This window comes from Rheinheimera muenzenbergensis (assembly GCF_036984005.1).
Classification (GTDB): domain Bacteria; phylum Pseudomonadota; class Gammaproteobacteria; order Enterobacterales; family Alteromonadaceae; genus Alishewanella; species Alishewanella muenzenbergensis.
In genome coordinates this window covers 35937-54684 of sequence record NZ_JALAAR010000014.1, presented here as the reverse complement: position 1 = coordinate 54684, position 18748 = coordinate 35937, and the positions used below count along the sequence as shown (strand labels likewise).

Here is an 18748-nt window from a genome sequence, read left to right as displayed (position 1 = left end):
TGTACTTCGCTATTTTTGCGGCGGCTTTAGCAGCGATAACTGGTACACATCATGACGCCGGTCTTTCATGGTGTTAACACTACCATGGGTATGCAGCTCTTTTAATGCATCCAGATCGACGTCAACTATCAGCAGCATCTCGGAATTGGGCGTAGCCTCAGCTTTAATACCGGTAGTCGGAAAGGCAAAGTCTGACGGGGTAAACAATGCCGACTGCGCGTACTGAATATCCATATTATTTACCCTGGCTAAGTTACCTACCGCTCCGGCAATGGCAACATAACACTCGTTTTCTATCGCCCGCGCCATAGCACAGTGCCGCACCCGGGTGTAGCCATTTTGCGTATCGGTTAAAAACGGCACAAACAAAATGTTCATGCCCTGATCGGACAACAGCCTGGCATATTCCGGAAATTCAACATCGTAGCAAATCATAATACCGATCTTGCCGCAGTCAGTGTCAAATACCTCAACCTTATTGCCACCGGTCATGGCCCAGTTGCGCTTTTCTGCCGGGGTAACGTGCACCTTGTCGTATTGCTCCCAACTGCCGTCACGGCGACATAAAAAGCCGCTGTTATACAGTTTGCCGTCAATCAGGTACGGCATGCTACCGGTAATAATATTGATATTGTACGCGATGGCGAATTCGACAAATTTATCGCGGATGGTTTCAGTGTATTTGGCCAGTTGGCGGATACTCTCAGTGACGCTTAAGTGGTTGTAATGCTCCATCAGCGGCGCGGCAAATAACTCGGGAAACAAAATAAAGTCGCTTTTGTAGTCGGACACCGCATCAACAAAAAACTCCATCTGCTCATACAGCTGATTGATATCCTTCATATTGCGCATTTGCCACTGCACCAATCCCAAGCGCACTTCCGCCTTGGGCGCATTAATTAGCTTAACCGACTTGGTATAGTAAATATTGGCCCATTCCAGCAAGGTGGCATATTCCTGCGACTGGGTATCACCACGCAGATACCCCTTCAGTAATTTGCGCACGTGAAAGCCATTGGCCAGCTGAAAACTCAGTACCGGATCGTGAATTTCCCGTACCTTTACTTTTTCAATATATTGTTTGGCGCTGAGTTTATCGGCGTAATCGGTATAGTTTGGCATGCGGCCACCGGCCATAATGGCGCGCAAATTCAGGTTTTCGCACAGCTCTTTGCGGGCATCATACAAGCGGCGCGCCAAACGCAGGCCACGGTAATCCGGGTGAATAAATACTTCTATGCCGTATAACACATCGCCATTAGGATCATGATTTTTGAAAGAGAAGCCGGTGACAATTTGATCATAGGTATGCTCGTCACTGAATTTGCTGTAATCGATAATCAGCGAAAAGGCGCAGCCAACGACTTTGCCATCGACACAAACACACAGCTGGCCATCAGGAAATTTGGTTAGCAAGGTATTAACCACCGGCTCGGTCCAGGCCAGCAAAGGTGCATCCTGATACACCTGCTCCGATGCTTTACGCAGCGCCGACATATCCTCATGGGTCAGATGGCGCACTTCAACATGATTGGCTTCCATAATGTCTCCTGTGATTGCAGTACTACATTAAGGGTAACACAGCCAGGCGCAACATGGTCGCATTCACAGCAAAGCCCGGGCGGCCAGCCACTGCAGATTGCCGCAATATAGCGGCATTAAATAACGTTGGCGTATTGTTATTCCCGCCACTGCACCGTTTGACGAAACTCATGCGGGGTGTAACCCACCAGCGTTTTAAAAGACCGGGTGAAAGGACCGACCGAGGCAAAACCACTTTCCAGGCCAACCACGACTACCGGCCAATGTCCTTTGGCAGGATCTGACAGCAATGTTTTTGCATGCTCAATACGTAACGTATTAATAAACTGGTTAAAATTACTGGCATGAAACTGTGATCTGAGCAGTCTGCTGATGCGGTATTCCGGTACATCCAACAATTTCGCCAGATCGGTTAAGCGTAAATTAGCCTGTAAAAACAGCTGTTGCTGAAATAGCAGCTGGCGAATGTTGTCGCAAAGCTGGTTATCCGCCTGCGTTAACGCTGCTGCCAAAGACGCTGTCTGTGCAGGCTCAGGCTCAACCTGAGTTTTTATTGCTGCGTCAGCAGTACGCTGTGGCTGAGCAAAAAGCGGCTTATTAAAGCGGCTATAAATAAGCCATTGCGTCACCAGCAATATGGTTAAGGCCGCCACTGCACTAAGTACATCATGCTGTAACGCGGCCCCCTCGGCTGGCAGCCATATTTTTGCGATAACACCACAAATTGCTATGGCGCCACCATAGGTAGCCAAAAACACCTGCCGATGCCTGCGCTCAGCACCGCGTGCCTGACTATAACCCCGGCATCCTTCCCACAGCGTAAGCATTAAAATGGCGGAAGACAGCAAGATTAGCAGCTCTTTACAAACCACACGGGCCGAAGCCAGCAATGTTTGGCTTTCCGGCCAGAATTGTTGCACTAACTGCATGGCCTGCAAGCTTACTAATAACAAGCCAATCGCAGCGGCAACCAGAATATGCCGTAATAAAATAGCCCGGCCTTGCCTAAATAACGCCCGGGCCACCAGCCAATAGCCGTTGCATGTCATGCATACGCCCATCGCCAGCAAATACTGGTAAAAACCAAAGCCGTCACCACCCAGGCGTTTAATCGCGGTAATCGCCATAGAACCGCAGAATGCAGCAAACAGCAGATGCACCAGCTTTTTTTGCCGCACGAACAGTTGGCTGCACAACAAGCCAAAGCTGACAATCAGCAACACTATATGAATAGTCTGGTACACCCTGCCTCTCCCTCAAGCCGCAACGCTTAATGCTAACAGCTGGTTGAAGTTAACGTCAAAGTGCGATTCTACTTTATTGCTGATTGCTGTGTTACAAAAAGTTACCGCCGATAAAAACCTGATTTTGAGCATAAAACCATGCGCCGAATTTGAAATTTGGCGCGATAAGGGCCCTGTTGGCTGGCAGGATGACTGTGTTTCAAAGCAACAAGCCGCCAGAACATGTTAAACAAAAATAAAGTGGTTATTCCGATGATATATAGCAAGCCGCGTCGGATATATGCCCACTAAAAATACAAGGAAACCCAATGACCGATATTACAATTGACGCCAACACGTCTTTACCGCAGAAACGAAAACCAGACTGGCTTGCCCGCTCTGCAAAAACCTGGTTTATCGTCACAGCTATAGGCCAGTGGCTGTTCGTGGCGTATATCGTGGGCTATTACGGCCTGCGGTTTGCCGGGGATGGCGTCGGCGGCTTTGCAGGAACCCAACTGGCAAATGGCTTTATCGCCGGAGACAGCATTGGCAATATGGCACTGGCAATTCATATTCTGGTGGCGGGCCTGATTATTGCCGCCGGTCAAATTCAGCTGGTGCCGGCCATCCGTAATACGCTACCCCTACTGCACCGATGCAGCGGCTGGTTTTTTATGATCGCTTCGGTAATTATCAGTATCGCTGGATTCTACCTTACCTGGTCGCGGGAGCGAGTCATCGGTTCACTGATCCAGGATATTGGTGTCACTGGCAGCGGCTTGCTGGTAATGCTTTTTGTACCCATAGCACTTTACTACGCAATCAAACGCAACTTTGCCGCGCACCGTCGCTGGGCACTGCGGCTGTTTATGGTAGTCAGCGCTGTGTGGTTTCTTCGACTGATGATATTTGGCTGGTTTATCGCTACAGGCGGCATTGGCATCGATGGCAAAACCTTCACCGGCCCCTTCCTCGAAGTGGTGTCCTTTGCCCAGTACTTGCTGCCGCTAGCAGTGCTGGAACTGTATTTTTGGGCCAGCAAGCCTAAAAACAAACGCTACCAGACTGCCGTGGCCAGTCTCATCTTTGTGTTTTGCGCTGCGATGGCAATAGGCATATTTGCGATCAGCAGTGTTTCATGGCTCCCCAAAATCGGCGCATAGCACAACTACAGCTTAAACAAATAGAGGAGGTTGTATTGTGCTTACTTACTTGCATATTTTGACAGGCACGGTCGCACTGGTTAGTGGTACTTTAAGTTTTGCCGTTATGAAAGGCGGCAATTTACATAGAAAATTCGGGCTTACTTTTGTGCTGTCTATGATTGTTATGACTACCTCGGGTGCTCTGCTGGCGTTTATCAGTAAAGAAACGCTCAATATGGTTGCCGGACTTGTCACCTTTTACCTGGTAACTACAGCTTTTTTAACCGTACATCCGCCAAAGCAGCACGCCAGAATAGTCCATTCTGTTTTGATGATGTTAGGTTTTGCCATTGGCATTTACGCCATCTACACCGGTTTAACCTTATTGCATAATGGTAAAACGTCGATAGACGGCCAACCTATTCAAGTAATCATGGTGTTTGGTTCAATATCCCTTTTGGCAGCAATTTCAGATATCCGCCTGATGACACAAGAAAGACTTAGCCGAAAATCGCAGTTAGTTCGCCACGTTTGGCGGATAGGTTTTACGCTGTTTATTGCCACAGCCTCGTTTTTTCTTGGCCAATCTCAGGTTATTCCCGAAGTAATCAGACATGGCGTTACGCTTGCAGCACCAGTATTGCTGGTGCTGTGTTTAACGACCTATTGGCTTGTACGGGTAAGTATTTGGGGCTTAAAAAGGCGCGCTTAACAACCCAACCTATGCTGCGCTGCAGCCTGCTGGCGATGGCTTCCGGTTGTTGCTCTGCCTCAGCTTGCAACCGCAGCGTGGTAATACCCCTAACTAACTACAATGTATTACTGCTTAGTAGTGTATTGGGCTAAAGTGCCATCAAGCGGTCGGCCAATTTTTTCATTGCCACTTCGGTTGAAGCATCGGCACTGCGGTTCATCAGAATAATAAAACCATCACCGCTGATGTGGTCAAAATACAACGCCGTGTAAACGCCCAGATCCGAGCCCATATGGCCTGTCCAGCCTTTGCTGTTGTCGCGCCAGAAAAAGCGCTGGCTCGGTGAAACATCCGGCAACTGTAGCGCCAGCATTTCCTGATACAGTGCATCAGACAACAGTGGCTCGCCATGCCGGTCTTTATTACGCAGCACTGCGGTTAACAGAACACTCATGTCGTGAATGCTGCTGCGTATGCCGCCATCGGGATATTGCGGGTTACCAAAATGCGGGTAAGGCCGAAAGTGTTTAAAGGCATAATCAGGGTTAATATAGTGGCCTATTAACTGATTTAACCGGGGCGATTCAGTGTCGGCACAAAGGGGTAAATACGGCACACACTGCTCTACTTCATAAGGCAGCGCCACCTTTGCTAAATCTATATCGTTTATCAGCCAGCTGGTGTGCTGCATCCCTAATGGCCCAAACAGCTTTGCTTTACTGTATTGCGCCAGTGTCTCGCCGGTTGTCGCTTCAACCAGGTAGCCGGCCAGCCCGGCCGCCAGATTACTGTAGCGTCGTGCATCACCCGGCATTTGCGCTAAAAAATACTGCCCCTGGCCATATTTACTGCCGCCGGGGGTTAATAACGCCAACAGATGAGCATGTAAACTGATGTCAGCGTCTTTATTTTCGGCGTAACTGCTTAAATCATAATAATCGGCGATAGCAGAGGAATGGCTGGCCAAGTGCCTCAGTGTGATGACTTCACCTTCGGTATGCGGGTTATCCAGCTTGAACGGCAGATAGTGATTAATATTCTCATCCAATGCCAGCTGTTGCTGCTGCACTAACTGCAACAATACCAAGCCCATTACAGGTTTACTGATGGAGGCAATATTAAACATGGTGCTATCCCGCACCGGTGCCTTCTGCGCAATGTCGGCATAACCAAAAGTTTGCCGGTAAACCAGCTCACCGGCATTGATTTTGGCCACAGCAAGCCCCGGAATGGCAGCTTCCTGCATTAAGGCAGCAATAAATTCATTGGTGCCGGCCATGTTGTCACTTAACACAGCCTGCCGTGGCAAAAAGTAGATAAACAGCGTCAACAGACACAACAATAACGCTAAGACGTATTTTTTCATTGGTTTAACCATCCAATAGCTGAGTAAAAGAAACAGGTCAGCAAAGAACGGGCCATAGCCATATCTTATTGATATGTATCTGTTTAGCTGCACCACCAATACCAGTGCAGCACCTGACTACGCGAAGTTAAACCAACTAATGCGCTATTTGACCAACGAGCAGAAAAGCAAAACACAGGACGCGACATTTCGGCGCTGCTATTTTGCATAAATGCCCTCTCAAGGCTAATAATCCGCCGCTTTGGGCGCACTGAAGGCTTTGCTGTAAAAGCCGGAAGGGTCAAAACAACATACCCGCCGTTTGCCCTCTGCCAGCATATTGCAGGCATCACTGACCCGCTTTGCTCTGGTTTTCGCTTGTTTGGCTGACGTGATCCAGTGGACCCAGTCCAGCCGGGCAATGGTGGTGGTGTCATGCCAGACTGCGCTGGCTGTAGCGGAGGCGGCCAGCGCCTGCTGCAAATCGGCTGGTAGCTCAGGTTCAGGCTCTTGCTCTACCGCCTTAATATCAAAGTGGGCAACATCACCAATATTGGCGCCGGCGGCGTTAAGCAACGGCTCGCTTAAGGCTAACCAATGGCTTAGCTGGCCATCAGGTTCCAGTGTGGCCTGAAACGCCAGGCCGTTTATATGGCCTGTTACCGATGTTCTGCCGCGCCTGGGTAGTTTTTCACTGGCCTCTTTGGGCAGCAGCACAAAAGCCTGCAACAGAGCATCGCCTGGCTGCGCCGGACTATGCACTATGGCGCTAAACTCTGAGTAGGTGTCGTTTTGGCTCATCTTACGTTAGCTTCCTCAGGGTTGATTTTCTGCCAGCCGCGCGGCCGCTATATCAGCTAATTTACTATCCAGCGTTGCCCGGCTTAGCCACTGGCCGCGCACCATAACGCCGGCCGGCTGATATAGCACCGCTAAATCGTGCAACGGATTGCCATCCAGTAATAACAGGTCGGCGCGCTGACCGGTTTTTAGCTGGCCAAAACGGTCTTTATCGGCAAAATACTCGCCTACTAATACGGTACCACTGCGCAAAATGTCGTAATTACTGATGCCGGCGTGCTGCATTTTGGGCAATTCACGGCGCAGCGAAAAACCGGGCACACTGTAAAGTTGCGGCGCATCGGTACCCATTAAAATCGTTACGTCGGCTTCATATAACGCGCGCAACAAAAGCTGGCGGTTTTGCGCATGCACTGCAGCACTGTCACCACTGTAGTAAGCGCCACCGGGTTGTTGCACATACCGCTGCCAGCCGGCGATAACCCGCGCCGGCATATATTTAAGTTCATCATAGCTTTGCAATTGCGCCGCATCGGAGGCGCCGATAATGGTTTGCCACAGCGCCTGAGTTGGTACCACGGCGACATTGTGTTTTTTGCTCAGCGCCACCAACGGCGCCATATCGGCTGCGGTTAGTGCTTTGTCAAAACCACCCAGCGCTGCCATATAACCATCCAGATGATCGATGGTGCGGCTGCCCAGCAATATCGCCTGCTCAATACCGACTGCCTCCGGCACATGGCCAGCAAAGTCGATGCCTTGCTGTTTTGCTTCATCGGCTATTGCCTGATAGTGCTCAAGGCTTAAACCGGGATGAATTTTCAGTAAGTCCCAGCCTTCTTTTTTGTGCTGACGCACCCGTTCACGCGCTTGTTCTATCGATGTTACCGTATGCTGGTTAAAACTGGGTCCGGCCAGGTACAACGTTGGCCCCAGCCGCTTACCGCTGGCGATATCGTCTTTTAAGCGCAGTTGCTGATCGTGTCCCAGCATGCCGCGCACTGTGGTGACACCGCCTGCCAGATACAGCGTTAATACATCGTCCAAATAACGCGCCGGCATACCGCTAAAGTCTACCAATGGCGGCACATGACCGTGCATTTCAGCCAGGCCGGGCATCAGGTAACGGCCGGCGCCGTCAATCACCGTGGCGCCATCTGGCAGCGCCAGTTCAGCTGCTGGCGCCACAGCTATAATGCGATCGCCCTGCACCAGTACGCGCTGATTGTGCAGCACCTGCTCTGAGTCCATCGGTAATACATGCACCTGATCAAACACGGTAACGCCCGCTGCCTGCACGCCGCTACACAGTAGCAGTATAAAAACTACGGTGAATAATCCTGTTAACTTAGCTGGAAATGTAGTCATGAGTCCCACCTGTTGCGGCTATTTAATGACGTAGCGGCCTGTTGTACTGGTTATAAAACACTAACGCGCTCTGCTGTGGTTTGCAAATGGCGTACCGGCAGAAAAATTGTTGCGCTTATGCCACTACTGGCTATTGTTAACAACAGAGTAAATGGATCACCGCCGCCACAGGCAGCAGATGGATGTGCAAAGATATGCTGTTTCAGATAGTTCACAGCGCGGGTAGCGCAGTTTATTTTGTGTTTTTTTTGCTACTGCTGCTTGCCAGCCGGGTGCCTCGCACTAACCCGGGCTGCGGCTGGTGGGCGGCGGCCATATTCGTTGCTTTTGTTGCCCGTCTGGCCTTTCTCAGTGTACAAGCAGATGATGCCGCCCTGGCTAAACTGTTGTACGCCTTGCTTAGCGTAACGGAAAAGCTGCTATTACTGATCGGTACAGGCAAGTTTTTCGGTGCTGTACTGAGCAATCGCACTTTGACGCTCAGCACGCTATTAATGCAACTATGGCTATTAAGTGCCCATGTTTTTAATTATTCGGCCGCACTCTACAGCAGCGGACTGGCGCTGTTTAACGCGGCCTTTTTGCTGTTGGTTATTATCACAGTATGGCGCGGCACTGCGGCGTTATATCACGGCATTAAACTGACTATAGTGCTGACCTGCAGCCTGTTAATGTTGCACTGGTTACTGTTTGTGCCGATCTCCAGAGTTTTTTATCAGGATTGGCGCACTGTGGCTTTTATTATTGGCACGGCGCTGGTGGTGATGCAATACACCGCTTTAATTGCCGCAGTTTTGTCGCTGTTTCAAAAACGTTTACTGGATTCAGAAAGCAAGGCGTTGGAACTGGCGTATAAAGATCCGCTTACCGGCCTGAGTAACAAGCGCTATGTGGATGCGTTGTTTGGAAAAGCCTTGCAACTGGCAACCCGGCCGCATCAATTTTTGGCGCTGTATTATATTGATTTAGATAAGTTTAAGCCGGTTAACGATCAGGCAGGCCACAAAGTGGGTGATTTGGTACTGCAACAGGTTGCCCAGCGGATGCAAGCCTGTTTGCGCAGCACCGACATTTGTGCCCGTATCGGTGGAGACGAATTTGTTGTCATTGCCACCCAGCTGGAGCAACAAAGCCAGGCGGCAGAGATTGCTGAAAAAATTCTGCAGTGTCTGCAGCAGCCCTATCATATTGCTGACAACAGCTATCAGCTTGGTGCCAGTATCGGTATCAGCTTATACCCTAGCCACGGCACCGCCTTTGGCGACTTACTCGACAAAGCCGATACCGCTATGTACCAGATAAAAAACGCCGGCCGCGGCGGTTACCGCATCTATCAGCCAACCTAGCTAGGCACAGCTGACACTGTTCAGCTTAATTGCTGCTTAAGAATGTCAACAACCGGCTGAAACTGTGATTTATTGCTGTCATTCAGTGCAATCAGTGCTTCGTGCGCCCGCAGGATCATCTGGCCCTGCTGTTGCTCGCTGTAGTTTTGCCCACTGATGGCTGTCATAGCATAGTCCTGCCCGGTGGCTTGTTGCACTATGTCAAAGGCCTGATCCAGACACAGGCTAAACAGCAGTTCATTCACCTCTGCGTGGGTAGAAAACAACGTCGGCCGTGGTAATTGCTGCTGCTGGCAGTAACGCGCCAGACTGGCTAACAGGCCAACATAGGTGCTGTCCATAAAGCTGGCGGCATTTAAATCCACCACCACCTGTTTGCAGCCTGACTGCTGGCGAAACAGCCGCTCTACCAGATCGTCCATCCCGGTAGCATTGGTGTAGCGCAGCTCGCCACACAATTTGAAGTAGCAACAGTTATCGATACAGGCAAACAATATTTGCTGTTGTTCTGTCATACTAACCTCACCCGCTTTTTAAACCAGCGGCCCGACAACACAGGCCGCAGCCGCTAATGCCATGTAAGTGTCAGTATAGTTAAATCATCCGGTAATGGCTGCTCAGGCTTTATTGCCAACGCCTGAAGTAAAGCTGCAATATCGCTGTGCTGTGCGCTGCTATGCTGCAAATGTTGCAGCTTTTGCTCAGTATCCTGCTGCGGTAGCAAATCTAAAATACCGTCAGAAAACAACCACAGCCGGTTGCCCTGCTGCAATTGCAGGTTTTGATTAGCATAGGTAGCAAAATCAAACATCCCGACCGGTGTGCTTTTTAACGGCAGATAGCTGGCGTGGCCTGCTTGATGCAGCAACGGCCAGGGAAAGGCTCCGGCATTGGCATAGGTTAGTTCGCCGCTTTCGGTATCCAGCACGGCATAAAACAATGCGATATATTTGCCGATTTTTTCCTGCAACAGTTCCGCGTTCAATTGCGCTAATAAAGCGGCCGGATCGGTAACCAACGCTGAGCTGCCGCGCCGGTATCGCTCCAGGTTGGCACTGATAAAACGTTTTAAGTACACGGTAACAAAGGCCGATGCCACGCCATGGCCCGACACATCGGCTATATAAAACACCACCTTGTGCTCATCGGCGGCAAAATAGTCGACAAAGTCGCCACTCATAAATTCAGACGGGTACAACGCATGGCTAAACTGAAACTGCGCGACACGAAAATCCTGTGGCGGCAACATTTTAAACTGCACTTGCTTACCGGCCCGTTCACCGGCTTCCAGCTCTGCCAGAGATTGTGTCAGCTGCTGATTACTCGCCAGCAACTCTGCCGTCCTGGCCTGCACTTGTTGCTCCAGGCTGGCATTTAACCGGGCTAATTGCTCAATGGCAATATAGGCCCGCAGCGCCGACACCACTGTAGTGTTCAACCGCTGTACCGTCAGCTCCGTTTTAGCCCGATAATCATTAATGTCGTAGTCCTGCACGACGCGCTGCTCCGGTGCCTGGCCGGGCTGACCGGTGCGCAGAATAATACGCACTACATCATTATGCAGTTGCTGGCGGATATAGCGCACCAAAGTTAAGCCGGCGTCATCAGTTTCCATCACCACATCCAGCAAAATTAAAGCAATTTCCGGATGTTGTGCCAGAACGTCGCGCGCCTCGGCGGCGCTGTATGCACTGATAAATTCAAGCTTATGTTGCTGAAAACTAAAATCGCGCAGCGCCAGTTTAGTGATCTGGTGAATTTCGTTGTCGTCATCCACTATCAGCACTGTCCAACTGGCCAGTGGCTCATCGCTAATGTCGGCATCAGCGGCAAACACCAGTACGTTTTCATCTGCGCCACTGTGCTCTGGTCCGTCAAAATCCTGCGGCATAAGGTCTGTCCTCTGCTGGCTATAGCTGTCCGCCATCTTAAGCGACGTCAGTTAACTATAGCTGCCAGGGTGCTAAGCTGCGCAATAGCCAACACTAACTGCGGCTAATTTATGGCACTGCTTTGTCACGGCTGCGCCGCGGCTTTAGTTTAGCAGCTGCAGCTGGGCTAACTGCTGATACAAGGCGCTGCTCTGCAGCAGCTGCTGATGGCTGCCGCTGGCCACTAACCGGCCCTGCTCCAGCAGTAAAATGCGGTCGGCATTAATCACGGTAGCCAACCTATGGGCAATAATCAGCGTGGTTTTGCCGTGCATTAAATTATCCAGCGCTTGTTGCACCTGCTGCTCATTAACCGCATCCAGCGCGCTGGTGGCTTCATCGAGCAACAATACCGGCCGGTCGGCTAAAATGGCGCGGGCAATGGCGATACGCTGCTTTTGGCCACCGGATAAGCGCACGCCGCGCTCGCCTAACTGGGTGTGATAACCATCACTGAACTCTGCAATAAAGCCCGCAGCCCGGGCGGCAATACAGGCATCAACGACCTCTTGCTCTGTCGCATCCGGCCGGCCATAACGCACGTTTTCCAGCACCGAAGTGGCAAAAATTACTGACTCTTGCGGTACCAGGGCAAAACGGGCACGCAGCACGGCTAAATCCAGCGCGCTGATATCAACCCCATCGAGTAAAATTTGCCCGGCTGTGGGCTGGTAAAAACGTTGCAGCAACTGGAACAAGGTGGTTTTACCGGCGCCGCTGGGGCCAACCAAAGCAATACGCTCACCGGGTTTAATATCAATACTCAGCGCGCTGAGCACAGTGTTATCCGGCGCCAGTGGATAGGCAAAATTAAGTTCTCTGATGCTCAGCGCACCGGCAACCGACTGGTTTAGGCTAAGCGGTTGCGTTGGCGAGGCGATCTCTACCGGCGCGGTGGCCAGCTCAATTAAGCGCTCGGTGGCACCGGCCGCGCGCTGAATATCGCCTATTACCTCGCTGATGGTGGCGGCACTGCCGGCTACCATTACCGCATAAAACATAAAGGCGGTCAGCTCGCCGGCACTGACGTTGCCGGCCATCACATCACGGGCGCCAACCCAGCTTATCAGCACCATGGCACTGATACTTAACAGCATTACTGCGGCAATTAACAACGAGCGATAAAAAATACGTTGCCTGGCGGCCTGCATTACCTGCTCGATACGATCGACAAACAGTGTTTTATCGTGCTCTTCATGGCCGTAGGCTTGCACGGTGTGAATTTCATGCAGGCTTTCATCGACGTAAGCGCCCACGTCAGCCAACCTGTCCTGGCTGGCGCGCGATAACTTACGCACCTTGCGTCCCAGTACTATGATCGGCAGCAGTACCAGTGGTACCGCCAGCAGCACTAAACCAGTCATTTTAAAACTGGTAAGCGCCATCATCAGTAAACCACCCAGAGCCGTTACCGTTGAGCGCAGCGCCATCGACAGGCTGGAGCCGACCACACTTTGCAATAAGGTGGTGTCGGCGGTAAAGCGTGATATCACTTCGCCGGTGCGCATCTGGCTATAAAACGCCGGTGACAACTTCAGCATATGCTGGTACACACGATTACGGATATCGGCACTGACCCGCTCGCCCAGCCAGGTCATTAAATAAAAGCGGCAAAAAACGGCAGCAGACGTCAAAGTACACAGCAGCAAAATAGCCAGAGTGATCTGATTTAACCGCTCACTGTTGCCGGCAACAAAGCCTTCATCAACCAGCAACCGCACACCCTGCCCCAGCGCCAGCCAGCTAAGCGAGCCTATCAGTAAAAATACCAGTGCCAGCAGCACCCGGTTACGGTAAGGCCGTAAAAAACTGCCCAGCCAGGGCAGTACAGCTATGTTAGCTTGCATCAAAGCCTCGCCGTTAAATAGCAACCAACAGCAGCACACATATTCATGGTATTAGCCTTCTACAAAAAAACAGCGCAGATAAAACATAAGCTTAAGCGGCAACAGTATACGCAAAGCACACCGTCCAGCAATGCTTTAACCGTTAACTTTAGGCCAGTGCCGGCACAGATCACGTTGCAAGCGGCTAAACTCATCACTGCTAAGTTGCTGTTGCCGTAGATAAGCGCACTGCACTTTTTGCAGCGGGCTTTGGCGGGATATTGAGACAAATTGGCGGTAAACCGGGTAATAGGCTTTCGCCAGCTTCAGCACATTACGAAAGTACTGCGCTTTAAATTCAGCCGGCAGCTGAGGCCAAAATTCGCCAGCCAGCCTGACACTTAACAGTAACGGCTGTGGCATATAAGGCCCGAACTGCTCGGCCTGTAACAATTGTGCAGCCGCAGCGCCGGGCTGGTTTAGTACCCAGGCCAAAGCATAGGCATAAGCGGCATAGCCATCGCCCCATTGTGTACGCTGCGACAATGCTTGCTGGTACAGCTGGTTAAGCCGCATGGTGTCAATTTGTTCTAACTGTTGGTGGTGGCCCCACTCCAGTGTGCGGGCCAGCATTAAGCGGTAATGCGGATTTGCGTTATCCAATTGCACAGCGCGTTCGGCAGCGATTTTCGCGTCCTGATAAGCGCTTGCCGTCAGTGTTTTACTGCGATGCCACTGCTCAAGATAAAACACCGATTTAAAATGATAAGCACTGGCCAGCCCCTGGCGCACCAGCAGCACCAGCGCTGCCAGCATCAGCAGCGCGATCAGCGGATAACACCAGCGGCTGATACTAGCTTGCATTAGCTGGCAACCCTGACGCCGGTAGCGCTGGCAAACAGCGACTGGCTGATCTGCGCCGGCGTATCCACGCAAAGCTGCTGCGCCAGCTCTGGCGACAGCCAGCTGGCGATCTGCTCTTTAGCTTGCGCCAATTGTGGCGGCCGGCGCTTTAGTGAGTGGCAATCTGTCGCCACTACAGTAAAAATACCGTCGTTCAGATACTGCCGGGCCAGTTGCATAGGCTTGTCGCCCATTACACCCAACACTGAGGCGGCAGTAAGCTGAAACAAACAATCCAGTCGTTTTAACTGGTTAATTTTAGTTGGCTCTTGTTGCAGTTCGCGGTTGCGCTCCGGGTGTGCCACCATAATACGGTAACCGAGCCGGGCCAGGTATTTAATCAGCTTGTCGCTGCCTGGCGGAATATGGCTGTGTGGAAACTCCAGCAGCAACAACATATCGTTCTGATAATGCCCCAATAAAGGCAGGGCTTTACGCTCGGCCAGCGGTATAAGTTGCGGTTCCACCCTCAGCTCGGCGGCAGCGGCCAGCTGTATATCAATACCAGCTTCGGCGGCAGCCTGGCGTAGCCCCTGCAGAGCTTCGGTAATGACCGTTACGCTGTTGTCATAGTAACCCGACTGCACATGTGGTGTTGCCACCATATGGCTGATGCCCTGCTGCTGCGCCAGACGCAGCAAGGCCAGCGCTTCGGCCATATCGGCGGCGCCATCATCTATTGCCGGTAAAATATGACAATGTAAATCAATCAAAAGTTATGCCTGCTCTGTACCGTAGTAACCGTACTGACCATACTGGCCGTAGTAACTGGCTGCTTTTTCGGTATCCATCTGGTTTAAAATTACGCCATACAGATTACCATGCGCCTGATTGATCTTCGCGATCGAATTTTTAACCGCCGGGCTGCGGGTATGGTCGGCTTTTACTACCAGAATAACAGCGTCACACATCGGTGCCAGTAACAAACCGTCGCTGACCAGCTGCACTGGCGGCGTATCAACAATGATTTTGTCGTAATCGGCTTTTAACTCTTCCAGCAGCTTGTTAAAGGCGCCACCGGCCAGTAATTCCAGCGGATTAAGTGGCACGGCACCGGCAGTCAGCACATCGACACCACTTTGCTCATCTCTAACAATACAATCGCTGACCTTTTCCGTGCCCGACAGCACATTGGCCAGGCCGGTTTGATAGCCCGGTAAGCCTAATTTAGCGCCCAATGTAGGTTTACGCATATCAGCATCAATCAGCAATACCCGCTCCAGCGCGCCAAAGGCAAACGCCAGGTTTAGGCTGGCAGAGGTTTTGCCTTCGCCCGGATAAGATGAGGTAACTTCAATCACCTTCAGCGGTTTATCTATGGCCAACAGCGATAAACCGGTGCGGATATTGGCCACCGCTTCTTTATGCTGCCGTTGTGTGCGGTCAAAAAACGCACGCGCCCGCTGGGTTTCGCCGGCTTTTTTCGCGCCGCGCGGTAAAAAGCCCAGTGCGCGCTGATGCAACATATTTTCGACATCAGCCAAGTGTTTAACGGTATCGTTTAACCCATCAAATACCAGCGCCATGACCGTAGCAAAACCACCGGCCGCTACCAGGACCAGCAGTAAAATCAGCTTTTTGTTTGGTTTTTCCGGCTCGGTCGGCAAGCCGGCTAAATCAGTAAAGCGCGCAATAGGCGCATCAAAGTCACCTGTTACCTCGGTTTCTTTTTGCCGGTCCATAAAGTTGTTAAATAACAAACGGTTAGTTTGCACTTCCCGCTCCAGACGGCGATAATCGGCTTCAACAGAACCTAAACCGGAAAAACGACTTCTGGCTTGGGCAAAACGTTGCTCCAGCGCGGTTAACCGCTCGGCAGCAGCCTGAGCTTCTTTTTCCACACCATCGATCAGACGCAATATTTGTTGGGCGAGACTTTTTTGCACCGTTTGCAGTTCAGCCTGAGCCGAAATCATCTTTGGGTGTTTAGGGCCAAAAACCTTAGCCAGTTCTGATACTTTACGTTCAGTGATCAACACCTCACGCTTTACGTTTTGTATCGACACATGCGAGGTAATTTCCGGCAGGCTTTCCAGGCCACGAATGTCGTCACGGCGAAAGCGTTGTACCAACGTCAAAAAGCCTTCCGTTTCAGCTTTCCGGGCGCGGGCTTCTGACAGTTGTTCGTTTAATCGCTCCAGTTCACGCTGATCCAGCGAGGTTACGCCTTCAACATCAACCAGATTATGCTCAGCGCGAAACTGCTCCAGCTTCAGCTCGCTTTGTTCCAGCCGTTCACGCAATTCAGCAACCCGGCCGCCCAGCCAGCTACTGGCTTTTTGCGTAATACCTAACCGTGCATCCAGTTGGCTGTTAATATATTCATCGCCCAGGGCATTTGCCACGGCGCGCGCTAGCTGCGGATCTTCCGAACTAAAACTTAACCGCACTAACTGAGTACGCCGTACCGGCGCAATATCGATATTGGCAACAAAGGCATCCAATTGCTGCTTACGCAGTAAAAAAGCCGCATACTCGGCATCGTGTTCTTCACCCTGCTGCGGTAAAAACGGCAGCAGTGCCAGCAATTGCTGTTTAAAACCCGGCTTCCTCTGGTATTCGGCATGGCTGGCCACGTCCAGCCGGTTAAATACCTGCTCCGCTATAGAGCGCGACTTTAATACCTCAAACTGCGTCAGGTAATATTCCTGCTGCGATGAGTTAAAGCCATATACTTCTTCAATTTTTATCGCCCGTGCCTGAGTCGCCTCTAACAATAATGTTGAGGTCGCGCGGTACACCGGCGCCATATTTAACAACACCAGCGTTGCCAACGCACCACATAACAGCGTGAAGGCCATGATGCGCCATTTAGCACGATAAATTACGTTAAAGGTCTTTTTTAAATCAATAACCTGAACTGCCGAAGCGGCGCCATCAGCACGCGTTGTGTCAAGCTGCATTTAAAAGAATCTCTGTAAAATAGTCAGGGTATCACCTGCCAGCACCCGGCTGTTTAGCGTACCGTTTTCGGTTTGGGCTTTATTAGCTTCGCGGGCAATAACAATACGATCACGTGAAGCACGTTCGGTCAGGCCGCCGGCCAGCGCCACCGCCTGGTTGACTGTCATCCCCGGTTGATAAGGATAAGCCCCCGGCTTTTTTACTTCACCATGAATGTAAAATGGCCGGTATTCTTCTATGCCAACAAACACATTGGGCTCTATCAGGTAATCGCCTTTAAGGCCCTGATAAATAAGCTGCTCAAGCTGTTTTAGCGTTAAGCCGGTGGCCTTTATGCTGCCTAAAAACGGATAGTTAATAGTACCGCTATCGGTAAGCTGGGTTTGCAGGGCTAAATCATCCTGGCCAAACACCCGGATATCAATTTTATCGCCTGCGCCTAACAGATAACTGTCATCAGCAAAAACGTTCAGGCTGGCAAACGCCAGCCCTCCCAGTAACATTAGTTGTTTCAGTGTCAGCATCAGAAACCCGCTTGAACCCCAACGTAAAACACATTTCTATCGAAACGTATGTTTTCCACGGTAGAAGACTTCCGCGTTAAGTCAGTACCGGCTGTCAGCAATAAATTGCTGCGCAGCAAGTAGTTCGCCGCCAGATTAAAGCCTTTCGTTTTATCAGTACGATCTGCACCTGAATAATCTTCATGGCTGTAGTTAAAGCCAACAGAACTGGAGAATAATTCAGACCAGTCATGTTTCCAGCTTACGCTGTGCAGGGTTTCTTTGACGTAATCACCCTGTACGTTTGGATCTTTAGCCTGACGGCCCGTGCTTAGCTGAATGGTAGAGTAACTCAGCGGCGCATAAGCAACCGAAGCATTCCAGGTAACACCGCTAAAGTCTTTACGCTGGGCGCTGTCAAAGTTTTTATCCTGATAACCAATACGGAAACTGCCTGAGGTTAACGCCGTAGCTTCCCACTCCATACCGACGCGGTAGTTGGTCGTCACGCTGTCACGTAAGCCGGTTGGATCCACTAAGTCGTAACCGATGTCTTCACGGGTTACTTCAGCCACCACCCGCGTCGTTGCCTGAGTATCGTAATAAAACGCCGCACCATAAGATAGGCTGTCATAGTTACGGAAACGTGTCAGGTTTTCATAGTTGCTGAATTCTTTGTCGTATAAACCAACCATTAAACGCAGACGGGCCGGTGTCGACATAGCGCCGTATTCGTAATGCCCTTTAACGTTGTAGGTATCAAACTCGGCAGGCTTTTGCTGAGCATTGCCTAAACCTTCTGACACACCGGTACCGCGATCTTCATGGCCAGCCACATACTCAGCACCCACTTCAAAACGGTGGCTTTGGTTTAACTCAATTTTTGCCTTGGCATCAGCAAAGAAATCCAGGTAGTTATCATCAGAACTGGAAAAATAAGTGCCGCTGGCAACGCTGACTGAAGAGGTATACAGATTGGCACCGTCTTGCAGCATAGCGCGCAAGCTAGGTGTCAGGGCTAAAATCCAGCTGGACTCTTCATTCGCACTGGCACTGGCGATGTTATCGTTATGGCCCAAACGCGCCTGCAGCATAGGAGTGAAATCGATGCCGCTCTCAGTGGCGATACTGGCTACAGCAAATTCATTTGCACTAAGCTGGGTAGTTAAGCCCAAAGCAACTAAGCCAAGAGTGACAGGAGAAAGTTTAAACAT

At 50.9% G+C, this 18748-nt stretch carries 16 protein-coding genes; 3 read left to right on the top strand and 13 right to left on the bottom strand.

What is annotated here, in order from left to right:
* Positions 1–9: 9 nt before the first annotated feature.
* Together MN202_RS15370 and MN202_RS15365 are read right to left on the bottom strand one after the other, a co-directional pair.
* Positions 10–1542 carry a carbon-nitrogen hydrolase family protein gene (locus tag MN202_RS15370; RefSeq protein ID WP_335737022.1) on the bottom strand — a complete coding sequence of 511 codons (1533 nt, stop codon included), beginning with the start codon at positions 1540–1542 and terminating at the stop codon, positions 10–12.
* 137 nt (positions 1543–1679) lie between these two features.
* Positions 1680–2786, bottom strand: coding sequence for a helix-turn-helix transcriptional regulator (locus tag MN202_RS15365; protein WP_335737021.1), 1107 nt, complete (start codon positions 2784–2786; stop codon positions 1680–1682).
* 308 nt (positions 2787–3094) lie between these two features.
* Between MN202_RS15365 and MN202_RS15360 the strand changes: the two genes are divergently transcribed.
* Both MN202_RS15360 and MN202_RS15355 read left to right on the top strand, forming a co-directional pair.
* On the top strand, positions 3095–3931 hold the full coding sequence (locus MN202_RS15360; protein WP_335737020.1) for a DUF2306 domain-containing protein: 837 nt from the start codon (positions 3095–3097) through the stop codon (positions 3929–3931).
* Between the two features lie 37 nt (positions 3932–3968).
* Positions 3969–4625, top strand: a complete 657-nt coding sequence (locus MN202_RS15355; protein WP_335737019.1) for a hypothetical protein — start codon at positions 3969–3971, stop codon at positions 4623–4625.
* A 130-nt stretch (positions 4626–4755) separates the two neighbouring features.
* Here the strand turns inward: MN202_RS15355 and MN202_RS15350 are convergent, their stop codons facing one another.
* From MN202_RS15350 to MN202_RS15340, 3 genes are all read right to left on the bottom strand, one after another.
* The gene (locus tag MN202_RS15350; protein WP_335737018.1) at positions 4756–5973 is read right to left on the bottom strand and encodes a serine hydrolase domain-containing protein; all 1218 of its coding nucleotides are present in this window, start codon (positions 5971–5973) and stop codon (positions 4756–4758) included.
* Positions 5974–6198: 225 nt separating this feature from the next.
* The gene (locus MN202_RS15345; protein WP_335737017.1) at positions 6199–6753 is read right to left on the bottom strand and encodes a YdeI/OmpD-associated family protein; all 555 of its coding nucleotides are present in this window, start codon (positions 6751–6753) and stop codon (positions 6199–6201) included.
* A gap of 15 nt (positions 6754–6768) precedes the next feature.
* The gene (locus MN202_RS15340; RefSeq protein ID WP_335737016.1) at positions 6769–8121 is read right to left on the bottom strand and encodes an amidohydrolase family protein; all 1353 of its coding nucleotides are present in this window, start codon (positions 8119–8121) and stop codon (positions 6769–6771) included.
* Positions 8122–8315: 194 nt separating this feature from the next.
* On the opposite strand from MN202_RS15340, the gene MN202_RS15335 reads away from it, so the two are divergent.
* Entirely contained in the window at positions 8316–9467 is a 1152-nt protein-coding gene (locus tag MN202_RS15335) for a GGDEF domain-containing protein (protein ID WP_335737015.1), read from the top strand.
* Positions 9468–9487: 20 nt separating this feature from the next.
* On the opposite strand, the gene MN202_RS15330 is transcribed toward MN202_RS15335, so the two are convergent.
* The 8 genes from MN202_RS15330 to MN202_RS15295 form a co-directional block, all read right to left on the bottom strand.
* On the bottom strand, positions 9488–9982 hold the full coding sequence (locus tag MN202_RS15330; RefSeq protein WP_335737014.1) for an STAS domain-containing protein: 495 nt from the start codon (positions 9980–9982) through the stop codon (positions 9488–9490).
* A 53-nt stretch (positions 9983–10035) separates the two neighbouring features.
* Positions 10036–11358, bottom strand: a complete 1323-nt coding sequence (locus MN202_RS15325) for a PP2C family protein-serine/threonine phosphatase (protein ID WP_335737013.1) — start codon at positions 11356–11358, stop codon at positions 10036–10038.
* A 144-nt stretch (positions 11359–11502) separates the two neighbouring features.
* Complete coding sequence (locus MN202_RS15320) at positions 11503–13245, bottom strand: ABC transporter transmembrane domain-containing protein (RefSeq protein WP_335737012.1); 1743 nt, start codon at positions 13243–13245, stop codon at positions 11503–11505.
* 135 nt (positions 13246–13380) lie between these two features.
* Complete coding sequence (locus tag MN202_RS15315) at positions 13381–14088, bottom strand: hypothetical protein (protein WP_335737011.1); 708 nt, start codon at positions 14086–14088, stop codon at positions 13381–13383.
* The gene (locus tag MN202_RS15310) at positions 14088–14840 is read right to left on the bottom strand and encodes a tyrosine-protein phosphatase (RefSeq protein ID WP_335737010.1); all 753 of its coding nucleotides are present in this window, start codon (positions 14838–14840) and stop codon (positions 14088–14090) included. Before MN202_RS15310 ends, MN202_RS15315 begins: the two co-directional genes overlap by 1 nt.
* Positions 14841–14843: 3 nt before the next feature.
* Positions 14844–17030, bottom strand: a complete 2187-nt coding sequence (locus MN202_RS15305; protein WP_335737009.1) for a GumC family protein — start codon at positions 17028–17030, stop codon at positions 14844–14846.
* The gene (locus MN202_RS15300) at positions 17031–17555 is read right to left on the bottom strand and encodes a polysaccharide biosynthesis/export family protein (protein ID WP_335737008.1); all 525 of its coding nucleotides are present in this window, start codon (positions 17553–17555) and stop codon (positions 17031–17033) included.
* A complete protein-coding gene (locus MN202_RS15295) occupies positions 17555–18748 on the bottom strand; it encodes an outer membrane beta-barrel protein (protein WP_335737007.1) in 1194 nt (397 codons plus the stop codon). Before MN202_RS15295 ends, MN202_RS15300 begins: the two co-directional genes overlap by 1 nt.

Excerpts from the sequence above, each read along its gene's own strand:
- MN202_RS15370 (WP_335737022.1), bottom strand. The coding sequence starts at position 1,542 with ATGGAAGCCAATCATGTTGAAGTGCGCCATCTGACCCATGAGGATATG.
- MN202_RS15335 (WP_335737015.1), top strand. The coding sequence starts at position 8,316 with ATGCTGTTTCAGATAGTTCACAGCGCGGGTAGCGCAGTTTATTTTGTG.
- MN202_RS15300 (WP_335737008.1), bottom strand. The coding sequence starts at position 17,555 with ATGCTGACACTGAAACAACTAATGTTACTGGGAGGGCTGGCGTTTGCC.
- MN202_RS15340 (WP_335737016.1), bottom strand. The coding sequence starts at position 8,121 with ATGACTACATTTCCAGCTAAGTTAACAGGATTATTCACCGTAGTTTTT.
- MN202_RS15320 (WP_335737012.1), bottom strand. The coding sequence starts at position 13,245 with ATGCAAGCTAACATAGCTGTACTGCCCTGGCTGGGCAGTTTTTTACGG.
- MN202_RS15325 (WP_335737013.1), bottom strand. The coding sequence starts at position 11,358 with ATGCCGCAGGATTTTGACGGACCAGAGCACAGTGGCGCAGATGAAAAC.
- MN202_RS15295 (WP_335737007.1), bottom strand. The coding sequence starts at position 18,748 with ATGTTTAAACTTTCTCCTGTCACTCTTGGCTTAGTTGCTTTGGGCTTA.
- MN202_RS15360 (WP_335737020.1), top strand. The coding sequence starts at position 3,095 with ATGACCGATATTACAATTGACGCCAACACGTCTTTACCGCAGAAACGA.
- MN202_RS15315 (WP_335737011.1), bottom strand. The coding sequence starts at position 14,088 with ATGCAAGCTAGTATCAGCCGCTGGTGTTATCCGCTGATCGCGCTGCTG.
- MN202_RS15350 (WP_335737018.1), bottom strand. The coding sequence starts at position 5,973 with ATGAAAAAATACGTCTTAGCGTTATTGTTGTGTCTGTTGACGCTGTTT.
- MN202_RS15305 (WP_335737009.1), bottom strand. The coding sequence starts at position 17,030 with ATGCAGCTTGACACAACGCGTGCTGATGGCGCCGCTTCGGCAGTTCAG.
- MN202_RS15330 (WP_335737014.1), bottom strand. The coding sequence starts at position 9,982 with ATGACAGAACAACAGCAAATATTGTTTGCCTGTATCGATAACTGTTGC.
- MN202_RS15345 (WP_335737017.1), bottom strand. The coding sequence starts at position 6,753 with ATGAGCCAAAACGACACCTACTCAGAGTTTAGCGCCATAGTGCATAGT.